Annotated in this window: 20 protein-coding genes; 10 read left to right on the forward strand and 10 right to left on the reverse strand. The window is 32.5% G+C overall.

Annotated elements, in window-relative coordinates; all coding sequences use genetic code 11:
• Positions 1–290: 290 nt before the first annotated feature.
• Entirely contained in the window at positions 291–4955 is a 4665-nt protein-coding gene (locus tag AAON49_RS12900) for a fibronectin type III domain-containing protein (protein WP_349555160.1), read from the reverse strand.
• A 327-nt stretch (positions 4956–5282) separates the two neighbouring features.
• Between AAON49_RS12900 and AAON49_RS12905 the strand changes: the two genes are divergently transcribed.
• From AAON49_RS12905 to AAON49_RS12935, 7 genes are all read left to right on the forward strand, one after another.
• A complete protein-coding gene (locus tag AAON49_RS12905; protein ID WP_349555162.1) occupies positions 5283–6950 on the forward strand; it encodes an ABC transporter ATP-binding protein in 1668 nt (555 codons plus the stop codon).
• Positions 6951–7026: 76 nt separating this feature from the next.
• The gene (locus AAON49_RS12910) at positions 7027–8043 is read left to right on the forward strand and encodes a sugar phosphate nucleotidyltransferase (protein ID WP_349555163.1); all 1017 of its coding nucleotides are present in this window, start codon (positions 7027–7029) and stop codon (positions 8041–8043) included.
• 13 nt (positions 8044–8056) lie between these two features.
• Positions 8057–9004, forward strand: coding sequence for a tetratricopeptide repeat protein (locus AAON49_RS12915; RefSeq protein ID WP_349555164.1), 948 nt, complete (start codon positions 8057–8059; stop codon positions 9002–9004).
• The gene (lolB1, locus tag AAON49_RS12920; protein WP_349555165.1) at positions 9001–9783 is read left to right on the forward strand and encodes a lipoprotein insertase outer membrane protein LolB1; all 783 of its coding nucleotides are present in this window, start codon (positions 9001–9003) and stop codon (positions 9781–9783) included. Before AAON49_RS12915 ends, lolB1 begins: the two co-directional genes overlap by 4 nt.
• Complete coding sequence (locus AAON49_RS12925; RefSeq protein ID WP_349555166.1) at positions 9783–10997, forward strand: murein hydrolase activator EnvC family protein; 1215 nt, start codon at positions 9783–9785, stop codon at positions 10995–10997. Before lolB1 ends, AAON49_RS12925 begins: the two co-directional genes overlap by 1 nt.
• Positions 10998–11135: 138 nt before the next feature.
• A complete protein-coding gene (locus AAON49_RS12930; protein WP_349555167.1) occupies positions 11136–11516 on the forward strand; it encodes a BlaI/MecI/CopY family transcriptional regulator in 381 nt (126 codons plus the stop codon).
• Positions 11516–12685 (forward strand): M56 family metallopeptidase, encoded by a 1170-nt coding sequence (locus AAON49_RS12935; protein WP_349555168.1) that lies wholly within the window; start codon positions 11516–11518, stop codon positions 12683–12685. Before AAON49_RS12930 ends, AAON49_RS12935 begins: the two co-directional genes overlap by 1 nt.
• 25 nt (positions 12686–12710) lie before the next feature.
• Here the strand turns inward: AAON49_RS12935 and AAON49_RS12940 are convergent, their stop codons facing one another.
• From AAON49_RS12940 to AAON49_RS12960, 5 genes are all read right to left on the reverse strand, one after another.
• The gene (locus tag AAON49_RS12940; RefSeq protein ID WP_349555169.1) at positions 12711–13205 is read right to left on the reverse strand and encodes a hypothetical protein; all 495 of its coding nucleotides are present in this window, start codon (positions 13203–13205) and stop codon (positions 12711–12713) included.
• The gene (locus AAON49_RS12945; protein WP_349555170.1) at positions 13202–13573 is read right to left on the reverse strand and encodes a VOC family protein; all 372 of its coding nucleotides are present in this window, start codon (positions 13571–13573) and stop codon (positions 13202–13204) included. Before AAON49_RS12945 ends, AAON49_RS12940 begins: the two co-directional genes overlap by 4 nt.
• 58 nt (positions 13574–13631) lie before the next feature.
• On the reverse strand, positions 13632–13832 hold the full coding sequence (locus AAON49_RS12950; RefSeq protein ID WP_349555172.1) for a hypothetical protein: 201 nt from the start codon (positions 13830–13832) through the stop codon (positions 13632–13634).
• A 3-nt stretch (positions 13833–13835) separates the two neighbouring features.
• On the reverse strand, positions 13836–14348 hold the full coding sequence (locus AAON49_RS12955; RefSeq protein WP_349555174.1) for an acyl-CoA thioesterase: 513 nt from the start codon (positions 14346–14348) through the stop codon (positions 13836–13838).
• Between the two features lie 69 nt (positions 14349–14417).
• On the reverse strand, positions 14418–15323 hold the full coding sequence (locus AAON49_RS12960; RefSeq protein ID WP_349555175.1) for an HU domain-containing protein: 906 nt from the start codon (positions 15321–15323) through the stop codon (positions 14418–14420).
• 95 nt (positions 15324–15418) lie between these two features.
• Between AAON49_RS12960 and dprA the strand changes: the two genes are divergently transcribed.
• Positions 15419–16522, forward strand: a complete 1104-nt coding sequence (dprA, locus tag AAON49_RS12965) for a DNA-processing protein DprA (protein ID WP_349555176.1) — start codon at positions 15419–15421, stop codon at positions 16520–16522.
• A gap of 94 nt (positions 16523–16616) precedes the next feature.
• Here the strand turns inward: dprA and AAON49_RS12970 are convergent, their stop codons facing one another.
• From AAON49_RS12970 to mfd, 4 genes are all read right to left on the reverse strand, one after another.
• Complete coding sequence (locus AAON49_RS12970; RefSeq protein WP_349555178.1) at positions 16617–17579, reverse strand: energy transducer TonB; 963 nt, start codon at positions 17577–17579, stop codon at positions 16617–16619.
• Positions 17580–17624: 45 nt separating this feature from the next.
• Positions 17625–18341: a DUF6503 family protein gene (locus tag AAON49_RS12975; RefSeq protein WP_349555180.1), complete on the reverse strand. Its 717-nt coding sequence runs from the start codon at positions 18339–18341 to the stop codon at positions 17625–17627.
• A gap of 63 nt (positions 18342–18404) precedes the next feature.
• Positions 18405–19265: a DMT family transporter gene (locus AAON49_RS12980; protein ID WP_349555181.1), complete on the reverse strand. Its 861-nt coding sequence runs from the start codon at positions 19263–19265 to the stop codon at positions 18405–18407.
• A 92-nt stretch (positions 19266–19357) separates the two neighbouring features.
• Positions 19358–22717 carry a transcription-repair coupling factor gene (mfd, locus tag AAON49_RS12985; protein ID WP_349555183.1) on the reverse strand — a complete coding sequence of 1120 codons (3360 nt, stop codon included), beginning with the start codon at positions 22715–22717 and terminating at the stop codon, positions 19358–19360.
• Positions 22718–22850: 133 nt separating this feature from the next.
• Between mfd and AAON49_RS12990 the strand changes: the two genes are divergently transcribed.
• Both AAON49_RS12990 and AAON49_RS12995 read left to right on the forward strand, forming a co-directional pair.
• Complete coding sequence (locus tag AAON49_RS12990; RefSeq protein WP_349555185.1) at positions 22851–23441, forward strand: outer membrane beta-barrel protein; 591 nt, start codon at positions 22851–22853, stop codon at positions 23439–23441.
• Between the two features lie 238 nt (positions 23442–23679).
• Positions 23680–24159 (forward strand): hypothetical protein, encoded by a 480-nt coding sequence (locus AAON49_RS12995; RefSeq protein ID WP_349555186.1) that lies wholly within the window; start codon positions 23680–23682, stop codon positions 24157–24159.
• Positions 24160–24242 lie beyond the last annotated feature (83 nt).

The raw sequence follows: 24242 nt of genomic DNA on the forward strand, positions 1-24242 counted from the left end.
GGTGAGAGGTTTGTGATTTCTACAAAAGTGAGGAAAAAAGATATATAAAAAGAAAAACCCAAATCGGATGATTTGGGTTTCTAAAAATTATTAATTAAGATAGGGGGTATGTTCTTAATTAAAAACTTAATAACATGTATAAAAGAACAATAACAATGTAAATGTACCTAGATTATAAGTCCTAGACAATACCTTGTTTTAGGGAAATTTTCGCCTCCCCAAAAAAGGTGAGTCAAAAAAAGAGCCCGATTTTATCGGGCTCTAATCTTCTATATATGAAGAGTTGTTAACTATTGTTTAATGAATTTTTGAACAAAAGTTTCTTCTTCGTCTGAAAGTTCTATTAAATAGATTCCAGATTTTAGAGAACTTACATTGATAGAATTGTTTAGCATTCTACCAGCTAAGATTTGTTTTCCATTTAAATCTATAATTCTATAACCAGAGTTTACATTATATTCTGGATTGATTCTTAAAATATTTACAACAGGATTAGGATAAACAATTAAATCATCACTAATACCATTGTTATTGTCAGATTGATTAGTGTTTATTCCTATTTGATTTGTAGAATCTACCTTAGAAGAACTACCTGTAATACCCGTAATAGTTACTTGATCAATATAAATTCTATCAGCATTTGCAGAAGCATCACACTGGAATCTAAATCCTGAATTAGCAGCAAAGTTGTACTGACTAGCATCTAAAGTAATAGTACTTTCATAGAATGTATTGTTGTTAAAGTCTGTTCCGCTAGACCATGTTGCAACAGTAATCCATGAAGACCCGTTATAGAAACGTAACCAGAAGTCTTCACCAGTTTCCATACTATTAGGATAGAAGAAGAAGTTTACTTCTACTTGATCATAAGAGCTTACATCTATGTTGTTTAAAGTCATAGAACTTGCTGTTCCAGAATTATCTCTAATTCTGATGGAATAAGTTCCTTCATATGATCTACCACCAGAATATCTGAAAGCATCACTACCTCCATCTACCCAGCCGTCCCAGCCAGATTCAAAATAACTTTGGTTTAAGATTGTTTCGCTTGAAGAACAAGGCGAACAAGAAGATCCACCACAGTCTACACCAGTTTCATCACCATTTTGAATTCCATCATCACAAGTAGGTGCTGCTAGTGTAGTAACATTTGCGGTATTACTATCTCCAGAAATATTTCCAGCAGCATCTTTAGCTCTTACAGTAAATGAATAATTTGTATTCTGTGTAAGTCCTGTTACTTGGTAATTGGTTCCTGATACGCTAGCAATATTAGTTGCTCCTTGATATACGTCATATCCAGTCACAGCTACATTGTCTGTGGAAGCATTCCAAGAAAGATCTGTAGTTGTTTCTGTAGTATTAGAAGCGGCTAATCCAGTAGGATTGCTTGGAGCTTCGGTATCTGGACCTGCAGCGGCAATTACGATTGTATAATCTTCAACTTCACCATATGTAAAGGATTGACATGAAGTAGGAGTAGCATTATAACTCATAGAAACACGCATTCTTGTTGTAGTTTCAGTAGCGCCAGCAGGAACTGTAAAGTTTCCAGAAACTGGAGTTGTTTGTGTTGGTGATTGAGAGAATACCTGCTCTCCAGCATCTGTAAAGTCACCATCTCTATTATAATCAATCCATACAGAATATCCTTCTGAATAAACAGTTCCTGTCCAAGTTGGAGTTATGGTAACTGTATATTGATTTCCTTTTGTTAAAGTTGTAGAGATACTTGTAAAATCAGTATAGAATTGTCCTCCAGAGGCATTGTCAATTGTATTTAATTGTACACGACCTATGTATTCATCATTAATATTAGAACTTTGAGAAGAACAATAAGTAATTGGAGTAGAATCTGTAGTAATATTTACAGTATTGCTATCTCCTGAAACATTCCCAGCTGCATCTTTAGCTCTAACAGTAAATGAATATGCAGTACTAGAAGCTAATCCTGTTACATTGTAGTTAGTGTTAGCGGTAGTTCCTATTACACTTCCACCTTGATACACATCATAGCCAGTTACTGCAACATTATCTGTAGAAGCATTCCAAGAAAGATCTACACTAGAATCTGTTACATTAGAACTAGCTAAACCAGTTGGAGCTGACGGTGCTGTTGTATCTGGTGCAGAAGTTGTAGCATTTGCAGTATTACTTTGTGCTGAACTATTTCCAGCGGCATCTTTAGCAATTACATAAAAACTATAACTTGTATTGGCAGTAAGTCCAGTTGCTTGATAAGTAGTTGAAGCAGTGTTTCCGACTAAACTTCCATTTTGATATACATCATACCCTGTAACACCTACATTATCTGTTGAAGCGTTCCAGTTAAGATCTATCGTAGTTTCAGTAATATTAGAAGTAGCTAAACCACTTGGAGCAGTTGGTGCTTCTGTATCAGGAGTAGATGTGGCGGTAAATTGACCTGTAAAAACTCCTCTACCGTAAGTAGAAGCAATAATTTGATTGTTATTGTCATCACCATTTACAGCCCAATAATCAAATGCAGTAACACTAACATCGCTCATTCCATTATAAGATTGAACCCAAGTAGGACTAGCATCGTTGAAGTTTTCAGTAGACCAAACTCCAAGCTGAGTTGCTAAAATAGCTTCATTTCTATTTAATGGGTTTTGAAGTACATCTCGTACAGGAATATCTGGTAAGTTTCCTTCTTTGTTAGACCAAGAAGAACCAGCATTTGAAGAATACCATACACTAGTTACTCCATAATTATGAATAGTTACTATAAGATCATTTGCAGTTTCTCCAAAACGTACTGAAGATACAGATCCAACAAAAGGGGTAGTGACAGTAGTGAAAGAAGCACTATTGTTTCCAACACCAGTTAAACGAACCATTCCTCCATTTGCCATACCTACATACCATGTGTTACTTGCAAAAGGAGAAGCTCTAAAGGCAGTTGGTTTAGCATTTAACGCAGCATTGGTAAATGTTCCGCTGCTGTTAGAAGCAACATTAATACTTCTAATTGAATAACTTGTACCAGAAGAGTTATTTGTTAACAGTCTATTTGCATCACTGTCGTAGTCCATTTGGTTTACAAAGTCTCCAGTAGTTTGGCTACTAGATAATGTAGTTGCACCACCTTGTCTTCTTCCCAGACCGTTCCATGGCAAGCTAAATCTATAAATGACATTGTTTACAAAAGTAGCAATAGCGTACTGACCATCTTTATCAATAAATGTGTAGAACCCATCTCCATCACTTAGCTCTTCTGAAGAGTTAATTCCTGGAGAAGTATTTCCATCTCTAAAGGCTTGTGTTCCATTGTCTTGAGCTCCAGCAGAGAAGATTCCGTTTGTGTCTCCAGACCCATCAGGCCCAATACCTGCTTTTACAAATTGAGTTACATTATAATTGTTGTTTCTAGCTCCAATCACATTAGAGTTTTGAGCAGAAGACAAACTAGAAGCATAATAAACTCCTCCATCAGTACCAAACAACGCTTGATTAGAATTTCCTGGACGGAAAGTCATCGCATGTTGATCTGCATGGACTAAAGAACAACTTAATCCAGCTAAATTATTGTTGTTGGACCATTTTGAAATTTGTCCCCAAGAATTCCCTCCATTCGTTGAGCGGAATAAATCGATACCTCCTACATAAACAATATTGTCATTGTTAGGATCTGCTTCGATCATTAGATCATAAAAAGCTTGTCCACGACAAAAATCGTTAGCAGGAATTCCAGTATCTGCATCACTTGGTAAAGATTTAGAAGTTATGCTACTGAAACCATTTGTAGTTTCATAGATATGAACAGGAGATGAATTTCCTTCGGTCAAAGCATACAATTTGTTTGCATTGGATGCTGAAGGTTCTAATTCTACTCTGTCAGAATCGGTTAGAGGTGATGCTCCAGCCTCAGTCCAAGTAGAACCATTAGTGGTGCTATATACTCTACCACCTCCTTGACCAAAAGCGTTTCCAATTGTACCCATCCATAATTTGTTGTCGGCTCCAATTTCAAAATCATTAGGTATGTAATAATATGTCTTACTATTTTGAACATGGCTCATATTAGCTTGTTCTATTCTAGACCATGTGCTTCCACCATTAGTAGAACGATAAATACCTGCGGTTTGTAACCCTAGCCAATTAGATGGAGTAGAGGCGTCGCCGTAAACAAATGCTCCAACACCTACAAAAAGTTCTGTATTTCCTCCGTTGTTCCATGCAACAATATCATTTACATAGAAAATTCCAGAAAGGAATAAGTTTGTTGCACTATATTCAAAAGTCGCATCTCCAGCTGCAGGAATATTTACTGCGCTCCAAGTAGTTCCTCCATCAGTGGTTTTATATACTCCTGTTCCAACAACGTCTCCAGCAGTGTATTGCTCACCAGTTCCAGCATACCAAATGTTAGAATTGTTTGGATCTACCGTGATAGATGTCACTGAAAGGTTTCCGGGAACACCTGTAACTCTTGCCCATTGAGAGCTGCTACTTGTAATGTTAGTATTTTTCCATAGACCACCACTAACTCCACCAGCATAAACAGTATTGTTACTGCTGTCATTTGGGTCAAATAGAATAACTCTAGTTCTTCCTCCTACATTATTAGGCCCTCTTTCTTCCCAAGCATTGGATGAATGACCCGGGTTTCTATTAGCCAATCTTTCTTGTAGAAGTTGTTCTCTTAAAAGAGTGATTTTACCATCGTCTAATTTTCCAGTTGCAGGATTGATGGTTAACTCCCACATTTGTTCGAAGTATTTGTTTGGAGGTAGACCTTTTAGTTTCCTCTCTTTTTTACCCCAAGTTAAAGATTCTTTATAGGGGCTGTTTTTTAGAAATTCGCTATGAATTTTTCTTTTCTCTAGAATTTTTTGAGATTCATATTTGTCAATAGCCTTGACAGTAATAATGGATGCTAATGCTACAGCAGCAAAACCACCCATTATGAATCTAACTTTACGTCGGTTCATAATAAAATTGATTTAAGTTAGTTGAATAAAGATTTTTGTTTTGAACTAATGTTGAGGGGAATCGGTTTAGGGGGGGTGAGTTCAAAGATAATTGTGTAGATAGTATAGTTAAGTCATAATGCTTTTTGGGGGATTAAGGTTAATTTAAATATTTGATAAAAAAATGATAAGATTTTACGAGCTATATGTTAAAAACTCTTAAAAGAATATCAAATTCGCTTCAAATGTATATTTTTTTTATTGATATAACAATACCCGAAAATGGTGAAATTAACCATCCCCTAAAACAGGGATGTGTATTTTAAAAAGTATTTTTACCTTAGTAAAATGCTAGAATTAAAAGGCCTTTCTATAAAAATTTCACAGAATAATTCTGAAAAAGAAATTGTTAAAGACATCAGTTTTAAGCTGGGGAAAAATCAAATTTTAGGAATTGTAGGCGAGTCTGGAAGTGGAAAATCTATAACCTCATTAGCTGTTATGGGACTTCTTCCCAAATCGTTAAAAACTGAAGGAGAAATTTTATTTGATCAAGTAAACCTATCAAGCTTATCTCAAAAAGATTTTCAACAAATAAGAGGAAATAAAATAGGAATGATCTTCCAAGAACCTATGAGTTCTTTAAATCCAACTCTAGTATGTGGTAATCAAGTTGCTGAAATTTTAAAAAATCACACGAATTTAAAAAAGAAAGAAATTTATAGTGAGGTGATTTCGCTTTTTGAAAAAGTTAAATTACCAAGACCAGAAGAAATATTTAAATCCTATCCTCATCAAATAAGTGGCGGCCAAAAACAAAGAGTAATGATAGCTATGGCTATTGCTTGTAAACCAGATTTATTAATAGCTGATGAGCCAACAACCGCTTTAGATGTTACTGTTCAAAAAGAAATCATTCAACTTTTACAGGAACTACAGCAGGAGAATAAGATGAGTGTTTTGTTTATTTCACACGATTTGTCTTTAGTTTCTGAAATAGCAGACCAAGTTTTGGTTCTTCATAAAGGAGTCATTGTTGAAAAAGGTAAAACAAAACAAGTTTTTCAACAACCACAGAAGGAATATACGAAAGCTTTAATTAGATCTAAGCCCAGTTTAGGTGAAAGACTTAAAAAATTACCAACAGTAGATGATTATATAAGCAATTCTATAGACAATACTCTTTATTCTGAAGAAGAGAGATTAAATTTTCATAATCAACTCTATAAGAATAACCCTCTTCTTGAGATTGTTAATCTTAAAAAGTATTACTTAAAAAGTACTTGGCTTGGTGCTACTAGTGAAGTAAAAGCGGTGGATGAAGTATCTTTTAAAGTTTATGAAGGAGAAACATTAGGTTTGGTAGGAGAATCTGGTTGCGGAAAAACTACTCTAGGCCGAACTATTCTTAACTTAGAGAAAGCTACTTCAGGAACAATTCTTTACAAAGGAAAAGACATCACAAGACTTAAGGGTAAAGATTTAAAAAAAATGAGAAAAGAGGTGCAGATAATTTTTCAAGATCCTTTTTCGTCATTAAATCCCAGAATTTCTATCGGAAAAGCAATTTTAGAACCTATGAATGCGCATAATATTCTATCAAGTTCTAATGAGCGAAAACTATATGTACTAGACCTTTTGAATAAAGTTGGTTTAACAGAGGAACATTATAATAGATATCCTCACGAATTTTCTGGAGGACAAAGGCAAAGAATAGGTATTGCTAGGGCTATTGCCTTACAGCCGAAATTAATTATTTGCGATGAGTCTGTTTCTGCTCTTGATGTCTCTGTTCAAGCCCAGGTATTGAATTTGTTAAATGAATTGAAAAGTGAATTTAATTTCTCCTACATTTTTATTTCACATGACTTATCAGTTGTTAAATACATGTCAGATCAACTAGTAGTTATGAAAAAAGGCAAAATTGAAGAAAAAGGAGATGCAGATGTGATATATAAAAAACCAAAATCTAATTATACTAGAAACTTGATTAATGCCATACCAAAAGGTATATAAAAGGGTGTTTTTTACTTTTTCACAATCCCTTAATTAGTGGTATATTGCACCAGAATCAAAAAATGAAAACGAATACATGAAGATTATAGTTCCAATGGCTGGAATTGGGTCTAGACTTAGACCTCACACCCTTACAATTCCAAAACCTCTAACAGTCATTGCAGGAAAACCAATCGTTCAAAGATTAGTTGAAGATATAGCGGGTGTTGTAAATCAAAAAATTGAAGAAATTGCATTTATTATTGGCCCTATAGCCAAAGGATTTCCGTCAGACACAAGAGAAAAACTGCTTTCAATAGCTGAAGAGTTAGGAGCCAAAGGATCTGTTTATGTACAAGAAGAGGCTTTAGGAACGGCTCATGCTATTCAATGCGCTAAAGATTCTTTGTCAGGACCTTGTGTTGTTGCATTTGCTGACACATTATTCAAGGCAGATTTCACCTTAGATGCTACAGCAGATGGAGCAATTTGGGTAAAACAAGTAGAAGACCCAAGTGCTTTTGGAGTAGTGAAGCTTAAAGATGGTTACATTACAGATTTTGTAGAAAAGCCTAAAGAGTTTGTTTCTGATTTAGCCATCATTGGAATTTACTATTTCAAAGATGGAGGAAAGGTAAAAGAGGAGATTCAATATTTATTAGATAACGATATTAAAGAAAACGGAGAATATCAATTAACAAATGTTTTAGAAACTCTTAAAGAACAAGGTGCTAAATTTATACCAGGAAAAGTTGATGTTTGGATGGATTGCGGAAAAAAAGACCCGACAGTTGATACCAATAAGAAGATTTTAGAATTTGAATATGAGAAAGGAAATAATTTAGTGTCTGAAAACGTTGTTTTAGAAGATGCAAATATTATTCAGCCTTGTTATATTGGCGAAGATGTAGTAATAAGGAACGCTCAAGTAGGACCTTATGTATCTATTGGGAAAGGATCAATTATAGAGGATTCTGAAATTACAAATTCTCTTATCCAAACAAATGCACATATTTCCAATGCCAAATTAGATAATGCGATGATTGGAAATCATGCTAAATATAATGGTAACTATACATCAGTTAGCATTGGAGATTATACAGAATTAGTATAAACATCAAAATATTATGATTAAAAGGATTGTACTTGTCATTTTCTTAGGACTATTGTACAATCCTTTTATTTCTCTTGGTCAGGATAGTATTGTTCTTGCAAAAGACTTAAAAGAAGAGAAGCAATTAAAATTCCAACAGTATTTTTTCAAAGCTCTTTCTGAAAAATCAATAAAGAATTATGAAAAAGCTATTGAAAACTTAGAAACGTGTAATGAACTGTTACCTAATGATGTTTCCATTTATTTTGAGTTTTCTAAAAACTACTTTTTGCTCAATAAGTATCATGCAGCTAAAGAATATATTAATAAAGCGTTGATTCAAGAGCCTAATAATATTTGGATGCTTAGTCATTTGGTAGCCATTTATAAAAAAGAAAGAAACTATAAGGAAGCAATAGATGTCCAACAAAAAATAATCAAGCTAGATCCTCAAAAAAGAGAAGATTTGGTTCGATTATATTATTTCAATAGAAATTATCTTGAAGCACTTTCTCTGATGGATGAGTTAGAAAAAGAAAAAGGATTGCCAAGAAACTTAAAGCAACTTAAAAAAAGTTTAGAGCTCAGAAAGGGTCCAGCAAAAAAGAAAGAAAAACAAGATATTAAGAGTTTAATAGCAACTTTTGAAGACGATCAAAGTTCATTTAAAACGCTTAAAAAAATATTAGACCTAGCTTTTGAGGAGGATGTCAAGACTTTTCATAAGTATAGCAAACTAGCGATAGATCTTTTTCCGGCACAGCCTCATGCCTATTTAATGAGAGGGAAATCACTTCAAATTCTAAGCAATCATAAAGAAGCAATTAGTATTTTAGAGAGTGGTATCGATTTTGTTATTGATAACAGTAATCTAGAAGCAGATTTCTATGAAACCTTGGCAAAAGCTTATGACGGACTTGGAAATTCTATCAAGGCGCAAGACTATAGGAATAGAGCTAAAAAATTAAAAACTGTTGAATGAAATTTATTAAACTTTTACTGATTTTAACCATAGCAATTACAGCATGTAAATCTAATAAAGCTGTTGTGGAGAATTCTGAAAGTCTGAAAAAAATGACTGCTAGAAAAATTGTTAAAAAGTACGAAGACAATAAATTTACAGCTAATACATTAGACTCAAAAATAAAGGTTAGGTATACTAATTATAGGGGAGATAAAAGAAAAAGATTTCAGTTTACGGTTCGTTTAAGAATGAAAAAGGATTCAATTATCTGGATGAAAGTAACCAAGGTGGTTACTGCTTATAAGATAAAGATAACTCCCAAATCATTTAGTTTCTATTCACCTGTAGAAAAAGAATATTTTGAAGGGAATTATGAACTTTTGGAAGACCTTTTAGGGGTTAAAGTTACCTTTTCTCAACTTCAAAACCTTTTAGTAGGAAGAAGTATTTTAGATATGAAAGACCAGAAGTTTAAATCTGAAATTGATGGAAATTCCTATAAATTAACGCCTAGAAATCAACAAGAATTGTTTGACGTATTTTTTAGAATTAACCCTAGACATTTTAGACTAGATCAAATGTATTTAACAAAAACTGGAACAGACAGACGTTTGAGAGTTGATTATGGGAATTACACAGTACTTGAAGACAACTATTTTCCTTTAAAAACGATAATTAACGCCTATGAAGGAGAAAGATATACTTGGGTAGATATGAGAACAAGATCATTAACGCTTAACAAACCTGTAAATGTTCATTATAAGATTCCTTCAGGATATAAACGTATACATCTGTAATGTCTAACAAACATCAATACATATCTTTTCTTTTTCTTTTTTTATTAATAGCTCCTTTATCAGCTCAAAAAACAAGAAAGCAATTAGAGGCAGATAGAAAACGCCTAAAGAAAGAAATCAAGAAAGTAAATAAGCTTCTTTTTGATACACAAAAGAAAGAGAAGAATGCATTGGAAGATTTAAAGGATATCAACCAAAAGATTGAGGTTAGACAAAAACTAATTACCACGATTAATTTAGAAGCAAAATCGTTAACAGGAGAAATTAGCGGAAACGAAAAAAAGCTTAAAAAGCTTGAAGAAAAATTAGAAGCTCTAAAAAAAGATTATGCTGCAATGATCTATAAATCTTACAAGAGTAGATCAAAACAGAATAGAACGATGTTTATTTTATCTTCCAAAAACTTTTACCAAGCCTACAAGAGAGTAAAGTATATGAATCAGTATGCAACTTTTAGGAAAAAGCAAGGAGAAGAAGTAGTCATTCAATCAACAATTGTTCAGCAACTTAACGATTCTCTTCAATTTCAAAAACAACTCAAAGATTCGCTTTTAGCAAATGAAGAAGATGAGAAATTGAAAATTGAAACAGATAAGAAGAGTCAAGAAAAATTAATTTCTCAAATTAAAAAAAGAGAAAATAAGTACAAAAGAGAGCTTAGAAACAAACAGAAAGAAGAAAAGAAAATTGCAGATAGAATAGATAAATTAATTAGAGATGCAATTGCAAAAGCCAATGCAAAAAAAGGTGTAAAGATTTCTAAAGGTTTTGCTCTAACTCCTGAAGCTAAAGCCTTAGCTGTTAGATTTGAACAAAACAAAGGAAAGTTGCCTTGGCCAGTAGATAGCGGTCTAATAACAAGAAGGTTTGGAAGACAACCCCATCCAGTTTATAAAGGAAATTATATCAATAGTACCGGAATTCATATTACTACAGAAAAAGGTACAAATGCAGAGTCTATTTTCAACGGAGAAGTTCTGGCAATACAAGTACAATCTGAAGGGAAAAAGTCAGTGTTAATCCGTCATGGAAATTATATTTCGGTATACAATAATTTAGAAAACGTGTATGTGAGTGCTGGTGATCAAGTAAAAACAGGCCAAGCTTTGGGTAAGATTTTTACAGATAGAATTACTGGAAAAACAAAATTAATCTTCGTGCTATCTAAAAATACTACGCGATTAAATCCCGCAAGCTGGATCTTAAGAAGGTAATTTTTATTCCTCTTTTAGATAGCTCTATCAATTCTTAAAAGAAAGCATCAACAAAATCTTAAGTGAAATGTTAATTCTACTATGAAATTAGTAGAAATACTAAATTATTAGTAGTTTTGATTCTGTAATACAATTAGAATGAATTTAGAACTTACAAAAGCAGAAGAAAAGGTGATGAAAATTCTTTGGTCTATAGATAAAGGATTGATAAGAGATGTAGTTAAAGAATATGAAGAACCAAAACCAGCATATACTACAGTAGCCACCATTATAAAAATTTTAGAAAAGAAAGGTTTTGTAGGAAGAAAACCAATAGCGAATTCATTCGAGTATTATCCCTTAATAGAAAGAAAACAATATACCAATGGATACATGCGATCTTTTGTTAAAAACTACTTTTCGAATTCTTTTAAGAACCTTGTATCTGAATTAAGTAGTCAAGAAGATTTAACTACTGAAGAAATGGAAGAATTGATTACATATTTTAAAAATAAAATAGACGACAAAAAGAAAAAATAATGGAAGGATACTTGATTAAATCTAGCATATGCTTAGCATTCCTATACTTGTTATACAGAATCTTTTTTAAGAATGATGCACATCATCAAATCAAAAGAATTGTAGGGCTTGTTTGTATTCTTTTTGCTTGCGGATTTTTATTTATTCCTTTAGGAAACTTGTTGATTCCTGATACATATCCTGAAATTGTAAATGCTATTTTCATACAAGGTTCAGAAGGAGTACAGCAAGGATTATCTAAAGTCATTACCGAAGAAGTAACAAGTATTTATTTAACGGTGTATTTTATCGGACTAATCTTTTTTGCTTTTAGATCTCTTTTAGGATTCTTAACAATTTCGAAATGGTATTTTACTTCTATAAAGCAACAAAAATGGGGTTTTACTCTGGTAAAAGTTGACAAAGAAATTGCGCCGTTTACATTTTTCAATGCTTTATTTATTGGTAATAAAGAACTAGATGAAAAAGAAATGAAAGCTCTAATCGCTCATGAACAATATCATCAGCTTCAATATCACACTGTTGATACAATTTTATTAGAATTGTTAACTGTTTTCTATTGGTTTAACCCAGTAGTTTGGATGTTTCAAAAAGATATAAAAACAGAGCATGAATATATGGCTGATGAAGAGGTTCTAAAAAAAGGATTCAATGCATTAGAATATCAGCAACTCTTATTTCAAACAAAAACAGGTGTTTCTTTACCTATGGGGAATCATTTTAGCAATACAACAAATCTTAAAAAACGATTATACATGATGAATAAGAAAAAAGTAAAAAGCAAAAAAAGCTACCTAAAGGCATTCTTATTTTTCCCGATTATGGGAATGATTCTGCTATTTAGTGGCTTCTTAGAAGCAAATCATAATTTATCAAATGATATTCAAACATTTAAAGAGAAACAGTTGGACACTATTCCTTCTAAGAAAGAATTAGAAAAAGAGAAGTTTCAGTTTATGATTAGAAACAATAAAACTGTAATATCCGACAAACCACTAATCATAGTTGTAGATAATGGAAAAGAAAAAATGATAAGTTACTCTTATATGTCTAATTTGAATACAAATAAGATTGAATCTGTTCATGTGTTTAAAGGGGAACAAGCCCTAAAAAAATATGGTGAAAAAGGAAGAAATGGTGTTGTCTTAATTAAGATGAAGAAAAATTAAATTGTCACTTTTTGTAAAGTGACAATTACTTTCTAAAAACTCTCGTAGGTTTTGGAAAAAACAACCACTTCCCATTAAGCTTTACAAAGAATTTAAATGGACTAAAACGAGAATCAGAACCATTACTATCTTTATAAGTGATATGATAAAAGGTGATGTTAGGTTTTAAAACGTCTTTTATTTCACTCATACCATAATAAGATTTGCCATTATCTTTCTTGGTATCATTAGAATTAAAAGCTCTATAACTACTTTCAGTCAAAGTTTCAGGTTCTAATTTTGACACAATATTTTTAATAACACCTTTTACTTCCTGTATTTCATCAAAGTAAGTTTTGGCATTTTCTCCTGTAAAAACCAACTTACATTCCTCTAAGGTTGGAAGCGATTTTTCAATCAGGTCAAATATTTTTTTATTGGTTAAATATTGATCAAAGTATTTATTAACTGGATCTTTTTTTTGTTGAGAATAACTCGAAAATCCAATCAATAGAATGAGAAGAAAGCTTCCTTTTTTCATACGTGTTGATCTATAAGCACTGCATTTCCATCAGGATCCAATACTACAGCACTTGCAGGGCCAGATGTACTTTCATCGGCTTCTTTTTGTAGTTTTATTCCGTTTTCTTTTAAATGCTTTTGAATTTCTCTAACATCAGTAAAAGAGTCTAATTTCTGAGCATTTTCATCCCATCCAGGATTGAAAGTCAATATATTTTGTTGAAACATCCCTTGAAATAATCCTATCAAAGCGTTCCCATTTTTCATAATAAGATAATTACGTTCTACCTTACCAGCAAAAACATGAAAGCCTAAAGCTTCGTAAAATTCTTTTGAAGCTTGAATATCTTTTACATTCAAGCTCATTGAAAAAGCACCTAAATTCATATGTAATATTTTTTAATTTGAGATGAAACTAAGATATGAAAATAGGCAACACCTTCTACTATAATTTTTTGGTAGTAGAATTATCTGTCTTTTTAGGTTTTTGAACCCATTCTACAGGATGTTTTTTAAAGTTACTGGGATGATGAAAGATTCCTAACTCGCTTTCTTTCTTCTTTCGCTTAGCTCTAATAGATATGATGATTCCAAGCAATATGAAAAGAAAAATTCCAATCCCAATTAAAATAGCTACAATAGGCATTTTTTAGGAAGTAAATAATGCTTTTAGCTCAGTAGCATCATTAGGTTGCATTTTACCCGCAAGCACCAAACTTAGTTGTTTTCTTCGTAATGCTCCATTAAAACGTTCTTTTTCCAAATCGGTTTCTGGAGTTATTTGAGGGATTTCAACAGGTTTTCCAGTTTCATCAACAGCAACAAAGGTATAAATACCTTCATTCACTTTAGTTTTAGATCCAGACTGACGATCTTCGATCCAAACATCAACATAGATTTCCATAGAAGATTTAAAAGCTCTTGAAACTTTAGCTTCAATTGTTACAACACTTCCTACAGGTACAGATTTGTTAAAAGCTACATGATTTACCGATGCTGTTACTACAATTCTTCTAGAATGTCTTCTTGCGGCTATACTACAAGCTCTATCCATTCTAGCCAATAACTCTCCACCAAATAAGTTGTCTAAATAATTGGTTTCTCCAGGTAAAACTAAATCAGTGAGTATTGTTAATGATTCACTAGGTGTTTTTGCTCTCATCTGTAAATTTTTTACAAAGATAACAACACTCGCTAGAGCAAATGAGGAAATAAGAAGAAAAATAAAATCTTAGTGGAACTTTTTTACCAAAAGCCAGGCGTCTTTAGAATCAGCTTCTCGAACGTTAGCTAAACTCTTATAAGCATCAGATACTTTGTAAAAAGAAGCATAAGCTACTTGAATTAAACCGCTACTATTTTTTCCTAAAATGTAGGAATCATAACCTTTCTTTTTAAGTTGATCTACTTTTTTCTGTGCGTTTTCTTTGTAGTAGAAAGCACCAGCGACAACATGGTAAGGTTTTGGTAATTCTTTAGTTACATTTAACTCAATGGTAGGTAAAGGATTGTCAATAACAAAAGTTGCAGATTGAATCTTTTGATTAACCTCTTCTTGTTGTTTTGCCATTTTAGTTTCTTGTTGCTTGTTTTGATATCCTGTCCAGCCAGTATAACTTAATGTTAATACAATAGCAGCTGTGGCAGCGTATTTAACAAAAGCAGGGATTCCCTTTTTATTTTCTGAAGCAGGAACTAAAGGAACAACTTTTTCAACAGGTCTTTCAATAGAATTTGATTCGAAAGAAGACAAACCAAAAGAAGATAGTAAATAATTTACTTCATTATTAGGTTCAAAAGTCAATTGATTTTCAGGATTCAACTCCAAAACACCAACCTTATCCAATACCAGAGCTTGAGTTTTAATTTGCTGATTCCATTTACTTACAGTTTCAACAATTTTTTGGTTGGCTTTTTCAAAAGAAATGTTTTCAGCAGAAGCTACATAGTTTGCCAACAAACCATCATTATGAGTTAAATGGTGATTAAACCCTAACTGCTTTGAAGGCGGATAAAAAGTATGAGATTGCTCGTTTATTTTTGCACTAATTTTATTGGAAATAAAACCACCAAAATCAGGTACAATTACACAATCATATCTATACAGTAAATCTTTTATATAAGTTGCTAATGCCATTGAAACAAATATAAAAATTTTAACAAACCGTGCTTCAAAACGTTCAATAAATTATCAACAATAAATTTGTATCTTGAAAATCAAATAATTGCAAATTGAAAGAGAAAGAAATTTTTGCCGTTTTACGACTGCAGAAAACAAAATTTATTGGTGATATTTTAGCAAAAAAGCTAATCGCCACAGTTGGCAGCGCAGAACAAATATTTGCCGAAAAAAAACACACACTTCAAAAAATTCATGGTATTGGAAGTTTAGTTATAGAGAATTTGCTGGATGATTCTACTTGTTTTCTTGCTGAAAAAGAGCTTCAATATATCAACAAAAAGAACATACAATACAGGTATTTTCTGGATGAGAATTACCCCAAGAACCTTCAACATTGTATTGATGCTCCAATCTTGTTATTTCAAGAAGGAGCTATTGATGTTTCTAATCCTAGAATTCTATCTATTGTTGGTACAAGAAGCATGACTTCTTATGGACGTAATTTTTGTGAAAATTTAATTCGAGAGTTGAGTCCTTACAATCCTATAATTGTTAGTGGGTTTGCCTATGGAGTTGATATATGTGCTCATAAAGTAGCGATAGAAAACAACTTGCAAACTCTTGCAGTGTTGGCTCATGGCTTGGAAAAGGTGTATCCAAAGATGCACAAGAAATATATTCATCAAGTAAATAAAAACGGAGGTTTTATGACTGAATTTTTTCATGATGAAGAACCTTTGCGAGAAAATTTTTTAAAACGAAATAGAATTGTTGCCGGAATTTCTCAAGCAACAATAATTATTGAATCCGCAGGAAAAGGAGGGTCTCTAGTAACTGCAGATATTGCAAACTCTTACGATAGAGATGTATTTGCTGTGCCAGGAAAAATCAGTGATGTAATGAGCAGAGGTTGCAACAATCTTATAAGATATAACAAAGCACACCTCTTGCAATCAGCCGATGATATTGTAAAGCTTCTGAATTGGGACCTTCCAATAAAACCTCAAAAAGCGAAGCAGCAAAAACTGTTTGTAGAACTCAATGAAATTGAACAAAAGATATATGACTTTTTGTTAGTAAATAATCAACAATTGTTAGATATAATTGCTGTAGAAACACAGATTCCTATATATCAATTAGCACCAATTCTATTGCAAATGGAACTCAAAGGAGTTGTAAAACCGTTACCGGGAAAATTGTTTGAGCTAATCTAAATTGTAATCAATCATTTGTGCTGAATAGATTCTATTAACACAAGGAGTTAGAAAAAACAATAGTGTCATTCCCGAGAAATGAAGAGCCAAGAGCCTATTCTACATCAATTCGAATAGGTAAGGTATACCTTGTTCTTACAACTTTCCCTCGTTGTTTTCCAGGAATAAACACAGGTAATTTTGTAAGCATACGTTTTGTTTCTTTTTCAAATGAAGGATGAGGTGCCCTGATTTTTATGTTATTAATTTTTCCGTTCTTGTCAATTGTAAATTGTGAAATGATTCTATATTTTCCTGAGGGAATTTCTATACTAGATTGAGGAGCTTGAAAGTGTTCACCAAAGAATTTCTTGATTCTTTGATTAAAATCCTCTCTAACTTTTTCAATAGAAATATTTTTTGCTTCTGGAAACCTTGGATGTTCCTCGATGACAAGACCTAGCACAAAATCTTCTTTTTCTTCTTTTTCTTCAATTTCTTGAGAGAAATCAACATCTCCTAATGTAGTAAGTATAACTTCTCCTTCTATTTCTTCAGGTGTTTCAATAATTGGGACATCTTCAATAATAATTTCTTCCTCTTCTATCTCTATGGTGCTATCAATATGAAAATTCTTGTTGAACTCTGGAGGAAGAGTTTTGCCAGTTACAGGTAATTCGCCTAATGTTTGAATTATTACTTTCTCTATAGTATCAATCAAAATCACATTCTCTATTTTTTGTTTTTTGCCACTAGAGTTTTGGCAACTAAATAAAGTTGTGCCCATAACAAATAATAGTGCTAGTATAAACAGTTTTTGGAAGGAGAGTTGTTGTTGAAATGTTAAAGTAGGAATCTCCAAAACAATAGTATCTAACTGATTTCTTTGAAAATGCCCGCAGACCCTTTTGCCATTGTTTTCAGCAAGAAAATTCTGAATTTCTTCTTGAGACTTTTGCGTAAAATCAATTACAGTTTTAGAACAAGAATTACAAAATCGTCCTTTCTCTTTTGGGGTCATTTTAGACCAGTCTTCATGACAAGGTTTTGGAATAGAAACTTTGAAGTGCTTTTTCATAATTAGTAGTTTCTAAAAGCAATTTCAAAGATTGTTCCAAAAAGACTATTTCAATCTCTTTCCTATTACATCAGAACCTCCTAAGGTACCGCTTAAGTCATACCAATGCCTAATTTTTGGGATGGTCATACTATCAATCTGAAAGTTGTCAAGAAAATACAAACGCTCTCCTTTCATGGGATCTTCGGGGAAAATCATTTCAATGCCAATCAAAGAGAAATTCTCAGTAGAGAAAAATAAATTCCAAGTATCAGAAAACATGGGTTCTTTTAGTTGTATAGGAACTTTATATGCGCTTTTTTCATTAAAGATTACTTGAGTAGAACTGCCAACTTTTGACAATCTTTTTTCGGTTAACGACATAGGCAATCCAAGGAGCGTTACATAAAAATCTTGATAACGCTTTACACGATTATGCTCTAGAAAATAATGTTTAATCAAAGAAGAATCTTTCACAACTTGATTATCTAAAAGCACTATTGTTTTTCCTTCAGCATCAAGTTCATATAAAGCCATTTTTCCTTCTCTCGCTCTACTCAACATAAAAGAGTTGTCTTGATTGTTGATGGAAACAATAGAGAAACGTTCTGGATTTTTTGTTCTAGGTTCTCGGATGCTAAGTGTAAATTTAGCAGTACTCCATTCCTCTTTCGGATCGTGATATTGTAGACTTTTCTCTAAAAGTTCTTTGCCTGAAAATTGTTTTTCTTTAGCAGTACAACTTACTAGGCAAACTGTAAGAAGTAGAATGAGATAACGCATAATTGGTTGATTTGTGACAAGGTAATTCAAACTAGTAATTCTTCGTAATAAAATTTTGTTAAGCTATTTCTTTTTTGATCTGACGCTTTCAATAATAACAGTAGATAAGATCAAAGCACCACCAATATAAGTGTTTGTATGAGGAATCTCATTCAAGAAAATGAAAGCGAGGATAATTCCGAAAATTGGTTGAATACTACTAATAATTGTAGCCGCAGAAGCCGAAAAGAATTTTAAGGCATGTACCATTAAACTGTGTCCTATTGCAGTTGTTAGCAAAGCTAAAAGAAGCAAGTAAGGAAATTGAGATTGAAATCCAGAAAGATCCATAAAAAACAAAACAGGAACCAAAGCTATGGTAATAACTAAGGTTTGATAAAACATGAGCATACTTCCATGGTAATTATGAACATGTTGTTTTAAAATCAAAACACGAATCGAATAGCATAAGGCAGAAAGCAATCCAAATAAGATTCCTTTTACGTCTGAACTTTCTAAATTGAATTCAGGTGCTAGAATGTAAATACCAATCAAGACAATAATTCCTAACACAAGATGTATAGGGTTGAATTTTGTCTTCATAAAAGCAGGTTCCAGTAAGGCGGTTATTACAGGAAATGTAAACAGAGAAAGCATACCAATGGCAACATTGGATAGCTTTAAGGCATAGAAATAAGTTATCCAATGTCCAGCCATAAACAACGAACTGATGATTAGCGGAAGATGAGTTTTTTTATGGATTACTTTTAAACTGACCTTTTTATATCTACAGAAAAAATAGAGGAAAACCATTGCAAAAGAAGATCGAAACCAAACAATTACTTCGGAAGGCATAGCAATATATTTACCCAAAACCCCAGATGTACTAATAAACAAAGTGGCCAGTATTAAACCCGATAAATGTTGTAAATGTTTTTTCTCCATAAATACAATGAAAAATGTCAGTTCGAGCGCAGTCGAGAACTTTTAAAAAGAATTAATCTAATAATAACATCTCGACTGCGCTCGATGTAACATTATATTTTTTTTAGTGTTTCTAAAGCTACTTTTACAGAATCAATTTTGATAAAAGTAATCAATAATCGCAAACCATTTTTAGTCTGCTTTTCTTTCATTACACAACTCTTAGGATTTTGTTGTACGTATTTTAAGACTTTTGTAAAGGCTTCTGTTTGATAAAATTTGCTTTGTTGATCGGAAACAAAATAACCAATCATTCTTTTTTGTTTTAAAATAACTCTCTCTAAACCAAATTGTTTTGCCAACCATTTGATGCGAACACTATCTAATAAATCTACAACCTGTATAGGAAGCTCACCAAATCTATCTATCAAACGTTTTTGATAAGCTTGTAAAGCTTCTTCAGTATCTATGCCAGACAATTCGTTGTACAAATTCAATCGTTCTGAAATAGCATTGATGTAACTGTCAGGAAATAAAATTTCGAAATCGGTATCTATTTGAACTTCCTTTACAAATTCTTTAAGCTCAGAATTTTCAGAACCATAAAGTTCCTTAAACTCATTATCTTTTAATTCTTCAATAGCTTCGCTCAAAATCTTTTGGTAGGTGTCAAAACCAATGTCATTGATAAATCCGCTTTGTTCTCCTCCTAGCAAATCTCCAGCGCCACGAATTTCTAAATCTTTCATAGCAATATTGATTCCACTTCCCAAATCTGAGAACATTTCTAAGGCTTGAATTCTTTTTCTTGCATCATCACTCATCATGTGGTAAGGAGGAGTAATAAAATAACAAAAGGCTTTTTTGTTTGAACGTCCAACTCTACCTCTCATTTGATGCAAATCCGACAATCCAAAATTATTGGCATTATTGATAAAAATAGTATTGGCATTGGTTACATCTAATCCGCTTTCTACTATAGTTGTTGATACCAAGACATCAAATTCATTGTTCATAAAAGAAAGCATTAAACTTTCTAGTTTTTTTCCTTCCATTTGACCGTGTCCAATTCCTATTTTAGCATTGGGCACCAAACGTTGAAGCATTCCTGCGACTTCTTTGATATTTTCTATTCGATTATGAATAAAGAAGATTTGACCTCCTCTTGAGATTTCATAAGTAATAGCGTCTCTAATGGTTTCTTCACTGAATCGAATTACTTGAGTGTCTATAGGATGACGATTTGGTGGAGGTGTGCTTATGACAGACAAATCTCTGGCCGCCATCAAACTAAACTGTAATGTTCTTGGAATAGGAGTAGCTGTTAATGTAAGTGTATCTACATTCTCTTTTAATGTTTTTAACTTGTCTTTGATGGCAACTCCAAATTTCTGTTCTTCATCGATAATGAGTAAACCTAGATCTTTGAATTTGATTTTTTGATTGGTTAATTGATGCGTGCCAATAACAATATCTATACTTCCATCATTAATGCCTTCAATAACTCCATTTCTTTGTTTTGTAGATCGAAATCTATTCAAATAATCTACTCGAATAGGAAACCCTTCAAGTCTTTTTGAAAAGGTTTTAAAATGTTGAAATGCTAAAATTGTAGTTGGAACTAAAATGGCTACTTGTTTCCCATTATCTACAGCCTTAAAAGCAGCTCTAATAGCAATTTCTGTTTTTCCAAATCCAACATCGCCACAAACCAAACGGTCCATAGGCTGTTGACTTTCCATATCTTTTTTTACATCTTGGGTTGCAGTAAACTGATCAGGAGTATCTTCAAACAAGAAGCTAGCTTCTAGTTCATGTTGCATATGTGTATCTGGACCGTAGGCAAATCCTTTTTGCATTTTTCTTTTTGCATACAATTGAATTAAATCATAAGCAATTTCTTTAACACGTTTCTTGGTTTTTTGTTTGATTTTTTTCCAAGCTGCTGACCCTAACTTGTATACTTTAGGGGATTTACCATCTTTACCATTAAACTTAGAAATCTTATGAAGAGAATGTATACTTACATATAAAATATCACGGTCTCCATAGATCAATTTGATAGCCTCTTGTTTCTTTCCTTCTACATCAATTTTTTGCAATCCACCAAACTTCCCAATCCCGTGATCTATATGAGTTACATAATCACCTACTGTTAGATTGTTTAATTCTTTTAAAGTGATGGATTGCTTTTTTGCATACCCATTTTTTAATCGAAATTTATGGTAGCGTTCAAAGATCTGATGGTCTGTGTAACATACAATTTTTTCATCGTCATCAATAAATCCTTGATGTAATGGAAAAACAATAGTTTGATAATGAACCTCTTGATCGATATCGTTAAAAATATCTTCAAAGCGTTTCGCTTGCTGATCATTGGCACAGAAAAGATAATTTTGATACCCTTCTTTATGATGCTTATTTAGGTTGTCAATTAACAAATCAAATTGTTTGTTAAATGAAGGTTGTGGATTTGTGTTAAACTGAATTTGTTTTAGTATCTCATCATGAGATTTTGAAACATGTTCGGAATGTCTCTTTGGCGACAAATGTGCTACTGTAAAACTCTCTAGTTGTTCTTTAATAAAGGAACCGTTACAGAATAAGTCTTGTGGTTCAGAATGATTAAGTTCTTTAGATAATTCTTGAAAGGCATCTACAGCTTTTTCAAAAAGTTTGTCTAACCTACCCGCTAATAGATCAATATTTTTGGAAAAAACAATGGTCTTAGAAGAAACATATTTTAAAAAACTCTCACGTTTTTCTTGTAATGCCTTGTTTTCAACATTAGGCATAATACTTACTTTCTTAAGTTTTTCTTGTGAAAGTTGTGTTTCTACATCAAATGTTCGAATGCTGTCTACTTCATCACCAAAAAACTCAATTCGATAAGGTTCATCATTTGAAAACGAAAATACGTCTATGATTCCACCTCTAACCGAAAACTCACCGGGTTCGGTCACAAAATCTACTCTATTAAAATTATACTCAAAGAGCACCTCATTCACAAAATCTAGAGACAAATTATCTCCCATAGAAACTTTTAAAGTGTTTCTTTCCAGTTCTCTTTTAGTAACAACCTTTTCAAATAGCGCATCAGGGTAAGTAACAATGATTGCTGGTTTTTTTCGAGAATTGATTCTGTTTAAAACTTCAGATCTTAAAAGTATATTGGCATTATCAGTTTCCTCTATTTGGTAAGGTCTTCTGTATGATCCAGGATAAAATAGTACATTTTTATTACCATTTAATTGCTCTAGATCATTTAGATAATAAGCAGCTTCTTCCTTATCATTAAAGATAAGCACGTATGGTTTGTCAGCTTTTTTAAAAGTTTCTGAAATAACAAAGGACAACGAAGAACCCGCCAAATTCGTAATTTGAAAATGGTGCTGTTCTCGTTGGATTTCCTTTAAAACCTGCTGAGTTTTTGCAGATTTTTGATATTGATTGACAATCGTCTGTTTACTCAACGAATAAAAATTTTATGCAAATGTAATTCCTTCAGGATTAAAACTTAGTCAAAAACTTGAATTTGTGAGATAATACAATAACTTTGGCAATTCTTAGTTATAAAATAACCAACCAGTGGTAAAATAATAAATAATGAAAAGAATATTTGCTGTGGCAATTTTGCTATGTATATGCACCACTACTTTTGCTCAAAGTAAAGAAAACAAATGGGTCATAGGAGTTAGCGGATCTATTGTAAATTTTGGTGATGCTGGAGCAAGCAGTCCTTTAAAAGAACGATTTAATCTTCAATTACCAAAATTGAACGTTACTCGATATATGTTTGCAGGTCTTAGTTTAGAAGCTGGTGCTACTTTAAGTTTTTTAAATGAAATAGATGGCTTTTATAACAATTCATTTAACTACTTTTCTTTAGATGGAAATGTGCGTTATGATTTCAATTTGTCTGATAAAAATTTAGTGCCTTATATCGCTATAGGAGGAAGCATTATTGGCGCTCCAACAGAGGTGTTGCCCTCTGGAAAAGCTACAGCTACCATGAATTTTTCCTTTGGAGGAACATTTTGGTTTTCTCATCATTGGGGATTAAATGCACAAGGAACTTATAAATATTCGCCGGAAGAATATGCGAGTATGCGTTCTCATACCCAAATATCTGTAGGATTAGTATATAGCTTAAATCCTAGAGTTTTGGTGTATAGACTTTGGGATGGCAGGAGATAAGAAAGATTACTTTTCCAAAAAAGAATAATTGAAAATCAGAAGCATTCGCTTCTGATTTTTTTTGTGGTCTATTTTTTCCTTTTCGTTCCTAAAAAAGGATGTTTTATTCCAATTTTTTTAAAGTCAGTTATGTTTTTTCTTCTCTTTGTATAGAATTGCTCAATTAATCTAGCAATTCTATACAAAATGGCGGAATCCGAAAAGCCAACAGAGTAGGAAGTATAAAAATAAGTTCATTATGAAAATAACATTAATAAAAAGTCTACTTAAAAAAGTTCAATTAGTAGAGGGAGAGGGTTTGACCACAAAAAGTTTAAAAGTTAAAAATAATCTACAGGGAGATTCTTCTCTGTTGAATTTACCTATTATCTCCTCAGCGTTGAGACGTGGTGAGCTTTTGCAAATTTCAAGTGTCTTTTTTTATTCAGCTGACTATGAAGATGTAAAACTTAGTAGTGTTGAATATGGAGATAGTACATCAGATTGTTTGCACTTGCAGATAGGAATCTCTTCTAAAGAGATAACAAACCCTTCTCCAAAAAAAGGAAAAAAGGAAAAAGAAGGTGTAGGTGAACTCGTTGCCTACCACTTATTTTTTAGCTTAGTTCCTGAAACGAATTTTGCTTCAACTGAAAAAGTAAAAATAGTATTTAGTACTGTGGGAGATCCAGAAGGTGATAGAGGAACAGAAACCACAGTTCAAGATGACGATGATTAATGCGTTAACTTGAAGAGTAAAAACCAGTAGAAATACTGGTTTTTTTTATAGCTAAAATTGATATTTTGAGGCAATAACCCTTG

The sequence above is a fragment of the Pseudotenacibaculum sp. MALMAid0570 genome (genome assembly GCF_040151415.1).
GTDB lineage: Bacteria > Bacteroidota > Bacteroidia > Flavobacteriales > Flavobacteriaceae > Polaribacter.

Excerpts from the sequence above, each read along its gene's own strand:
- AAON49_RS12900 (WP_349555160.1), bottom strand. The coding sequence starts at position 4,955 with ATGAACCGACGTAAAGTTAGATTCATAATGGGTGGTTTTGCTGCTGTA.
- AAON49_RS12905 (WP_349555162.1), top strand. The coding sequence starts at position 5,283 with ATGCTAGAATTAAAAGGCCTTTCTATAAAAATTTCACAGAATAATTCT.
- AAON49_RS12910 (WP_349555163.1), top strand. The coding sequence starts at position 7,027 with ATGAAGATTATAGTTCCAATGGCTGGAATTGGGTCTAGACTTAGACCT.
- AAON49_RS12915 (WP_349555164.1), top strand. The coding sequence starts at position 8,057 with ATGATTAAAAGGATTGTACTTGTCATTTTCTTAGGACTATTGTACAAT.
- lolB1 (WP_349555165.1), top strand. The coding sequence starts at position 9,001 with ATGAAATTTATTAAACTTTTACTGATTTTAACCATAGCAATTACAGCA.
- AAON49_RS12925 (WP_349555166.1), top strand. The coding sequence starts at position 9,783 with ATGTCTAACAAACATCAATACATATCTTTTCTTTTTCTTTTTTTATTA.
- AAON49_RS12930 (WP_349555167.1), top strand. The coding sequence starts at position 11,136 with ATGAATTTAGAACTTACAAAAGCAGAAGAAAAGGTGATGAAAATTCTT.
- AAON49_RS12935 (WP_349555168.1), top strand. The coding sequence starts at position 11,516 with ATGGAAGGATACTTGATTAAATCTAGCATATGCTTAGCATTCCTATAC.
- AAON49_RS12940 (WP_349555169.1), bottom strand. The coding sequence starts at position 13,205 with ATGAAAAAAGGAAGCTTTCTTCTCATTCTATTGATTGGATTTTCGAGT.
- AAON49_RS12945 (WP_349555170.1), bottom strand. The coding sequence starts at position 13,573 with ATGAATTTAGGTGCTTTTTCAATGAGCTTGAATGTAAAAGATATTCAA.
- AAON49_RS12950 (WP_349555172.1), bottom strand. The coding sequence starts at position 13,832 with ATGCCTATTGTAGCTATTTTAATTGGGATTGGAATTTTTCTTTTCATA.
- AAON49_RS12955 (WP_349555174.1), bottom strand. The coding sequence starts at position 14,348 with ATGAGAGCAAAAACACCTAGTGAATCATTAACAATACTCACTGATTTA.
- AAON49_RS12960 (WP_349555175.1), bottom strand. The coding sequence starts at position 15,323 with ATGGCATTAGCAACTTATATAAAAGATTTACTGTATAGATATGATTGT.
- AAON49_RS12970 (WP_349555178.1), bottom strand. The coding sequence starts at position 17,579 with ATGAAAAAGCACTTCAAAGTTTCTATTCCAAAACCTTGTCATGAAGAC.
- AAON49_RS12975 (WP_349555180.1), bottom strand. The coding sequence starts at position 18,341 with ATGCGTTATCTCATTCTACTTCTTACAGTTTGCCTAGTAAGTTGTACT.
- AAON49_RS12980 (WP_349555181.1), bottom strand. The coding sequence starts at position 19,265 with ATGGAGAAAAAACATTTACAACATTTATCGGGTTTAATACTGGCCACT.
- AAON49_RS12990 (WP_349555185.1), top strand. The coding sequence starts at position 22,851 with ATGAAAAGAATATTTGCTGTGGCAATTTTGCTATGTATATGCACCACT.
- AAON49_RS12995 (WP_349555186.1), top strand. The coding sequence starts at position 23,680 with ATGAAAATAACATTAATAAAAAGTCTACTTAAAAAAGTTCAATTAGTA.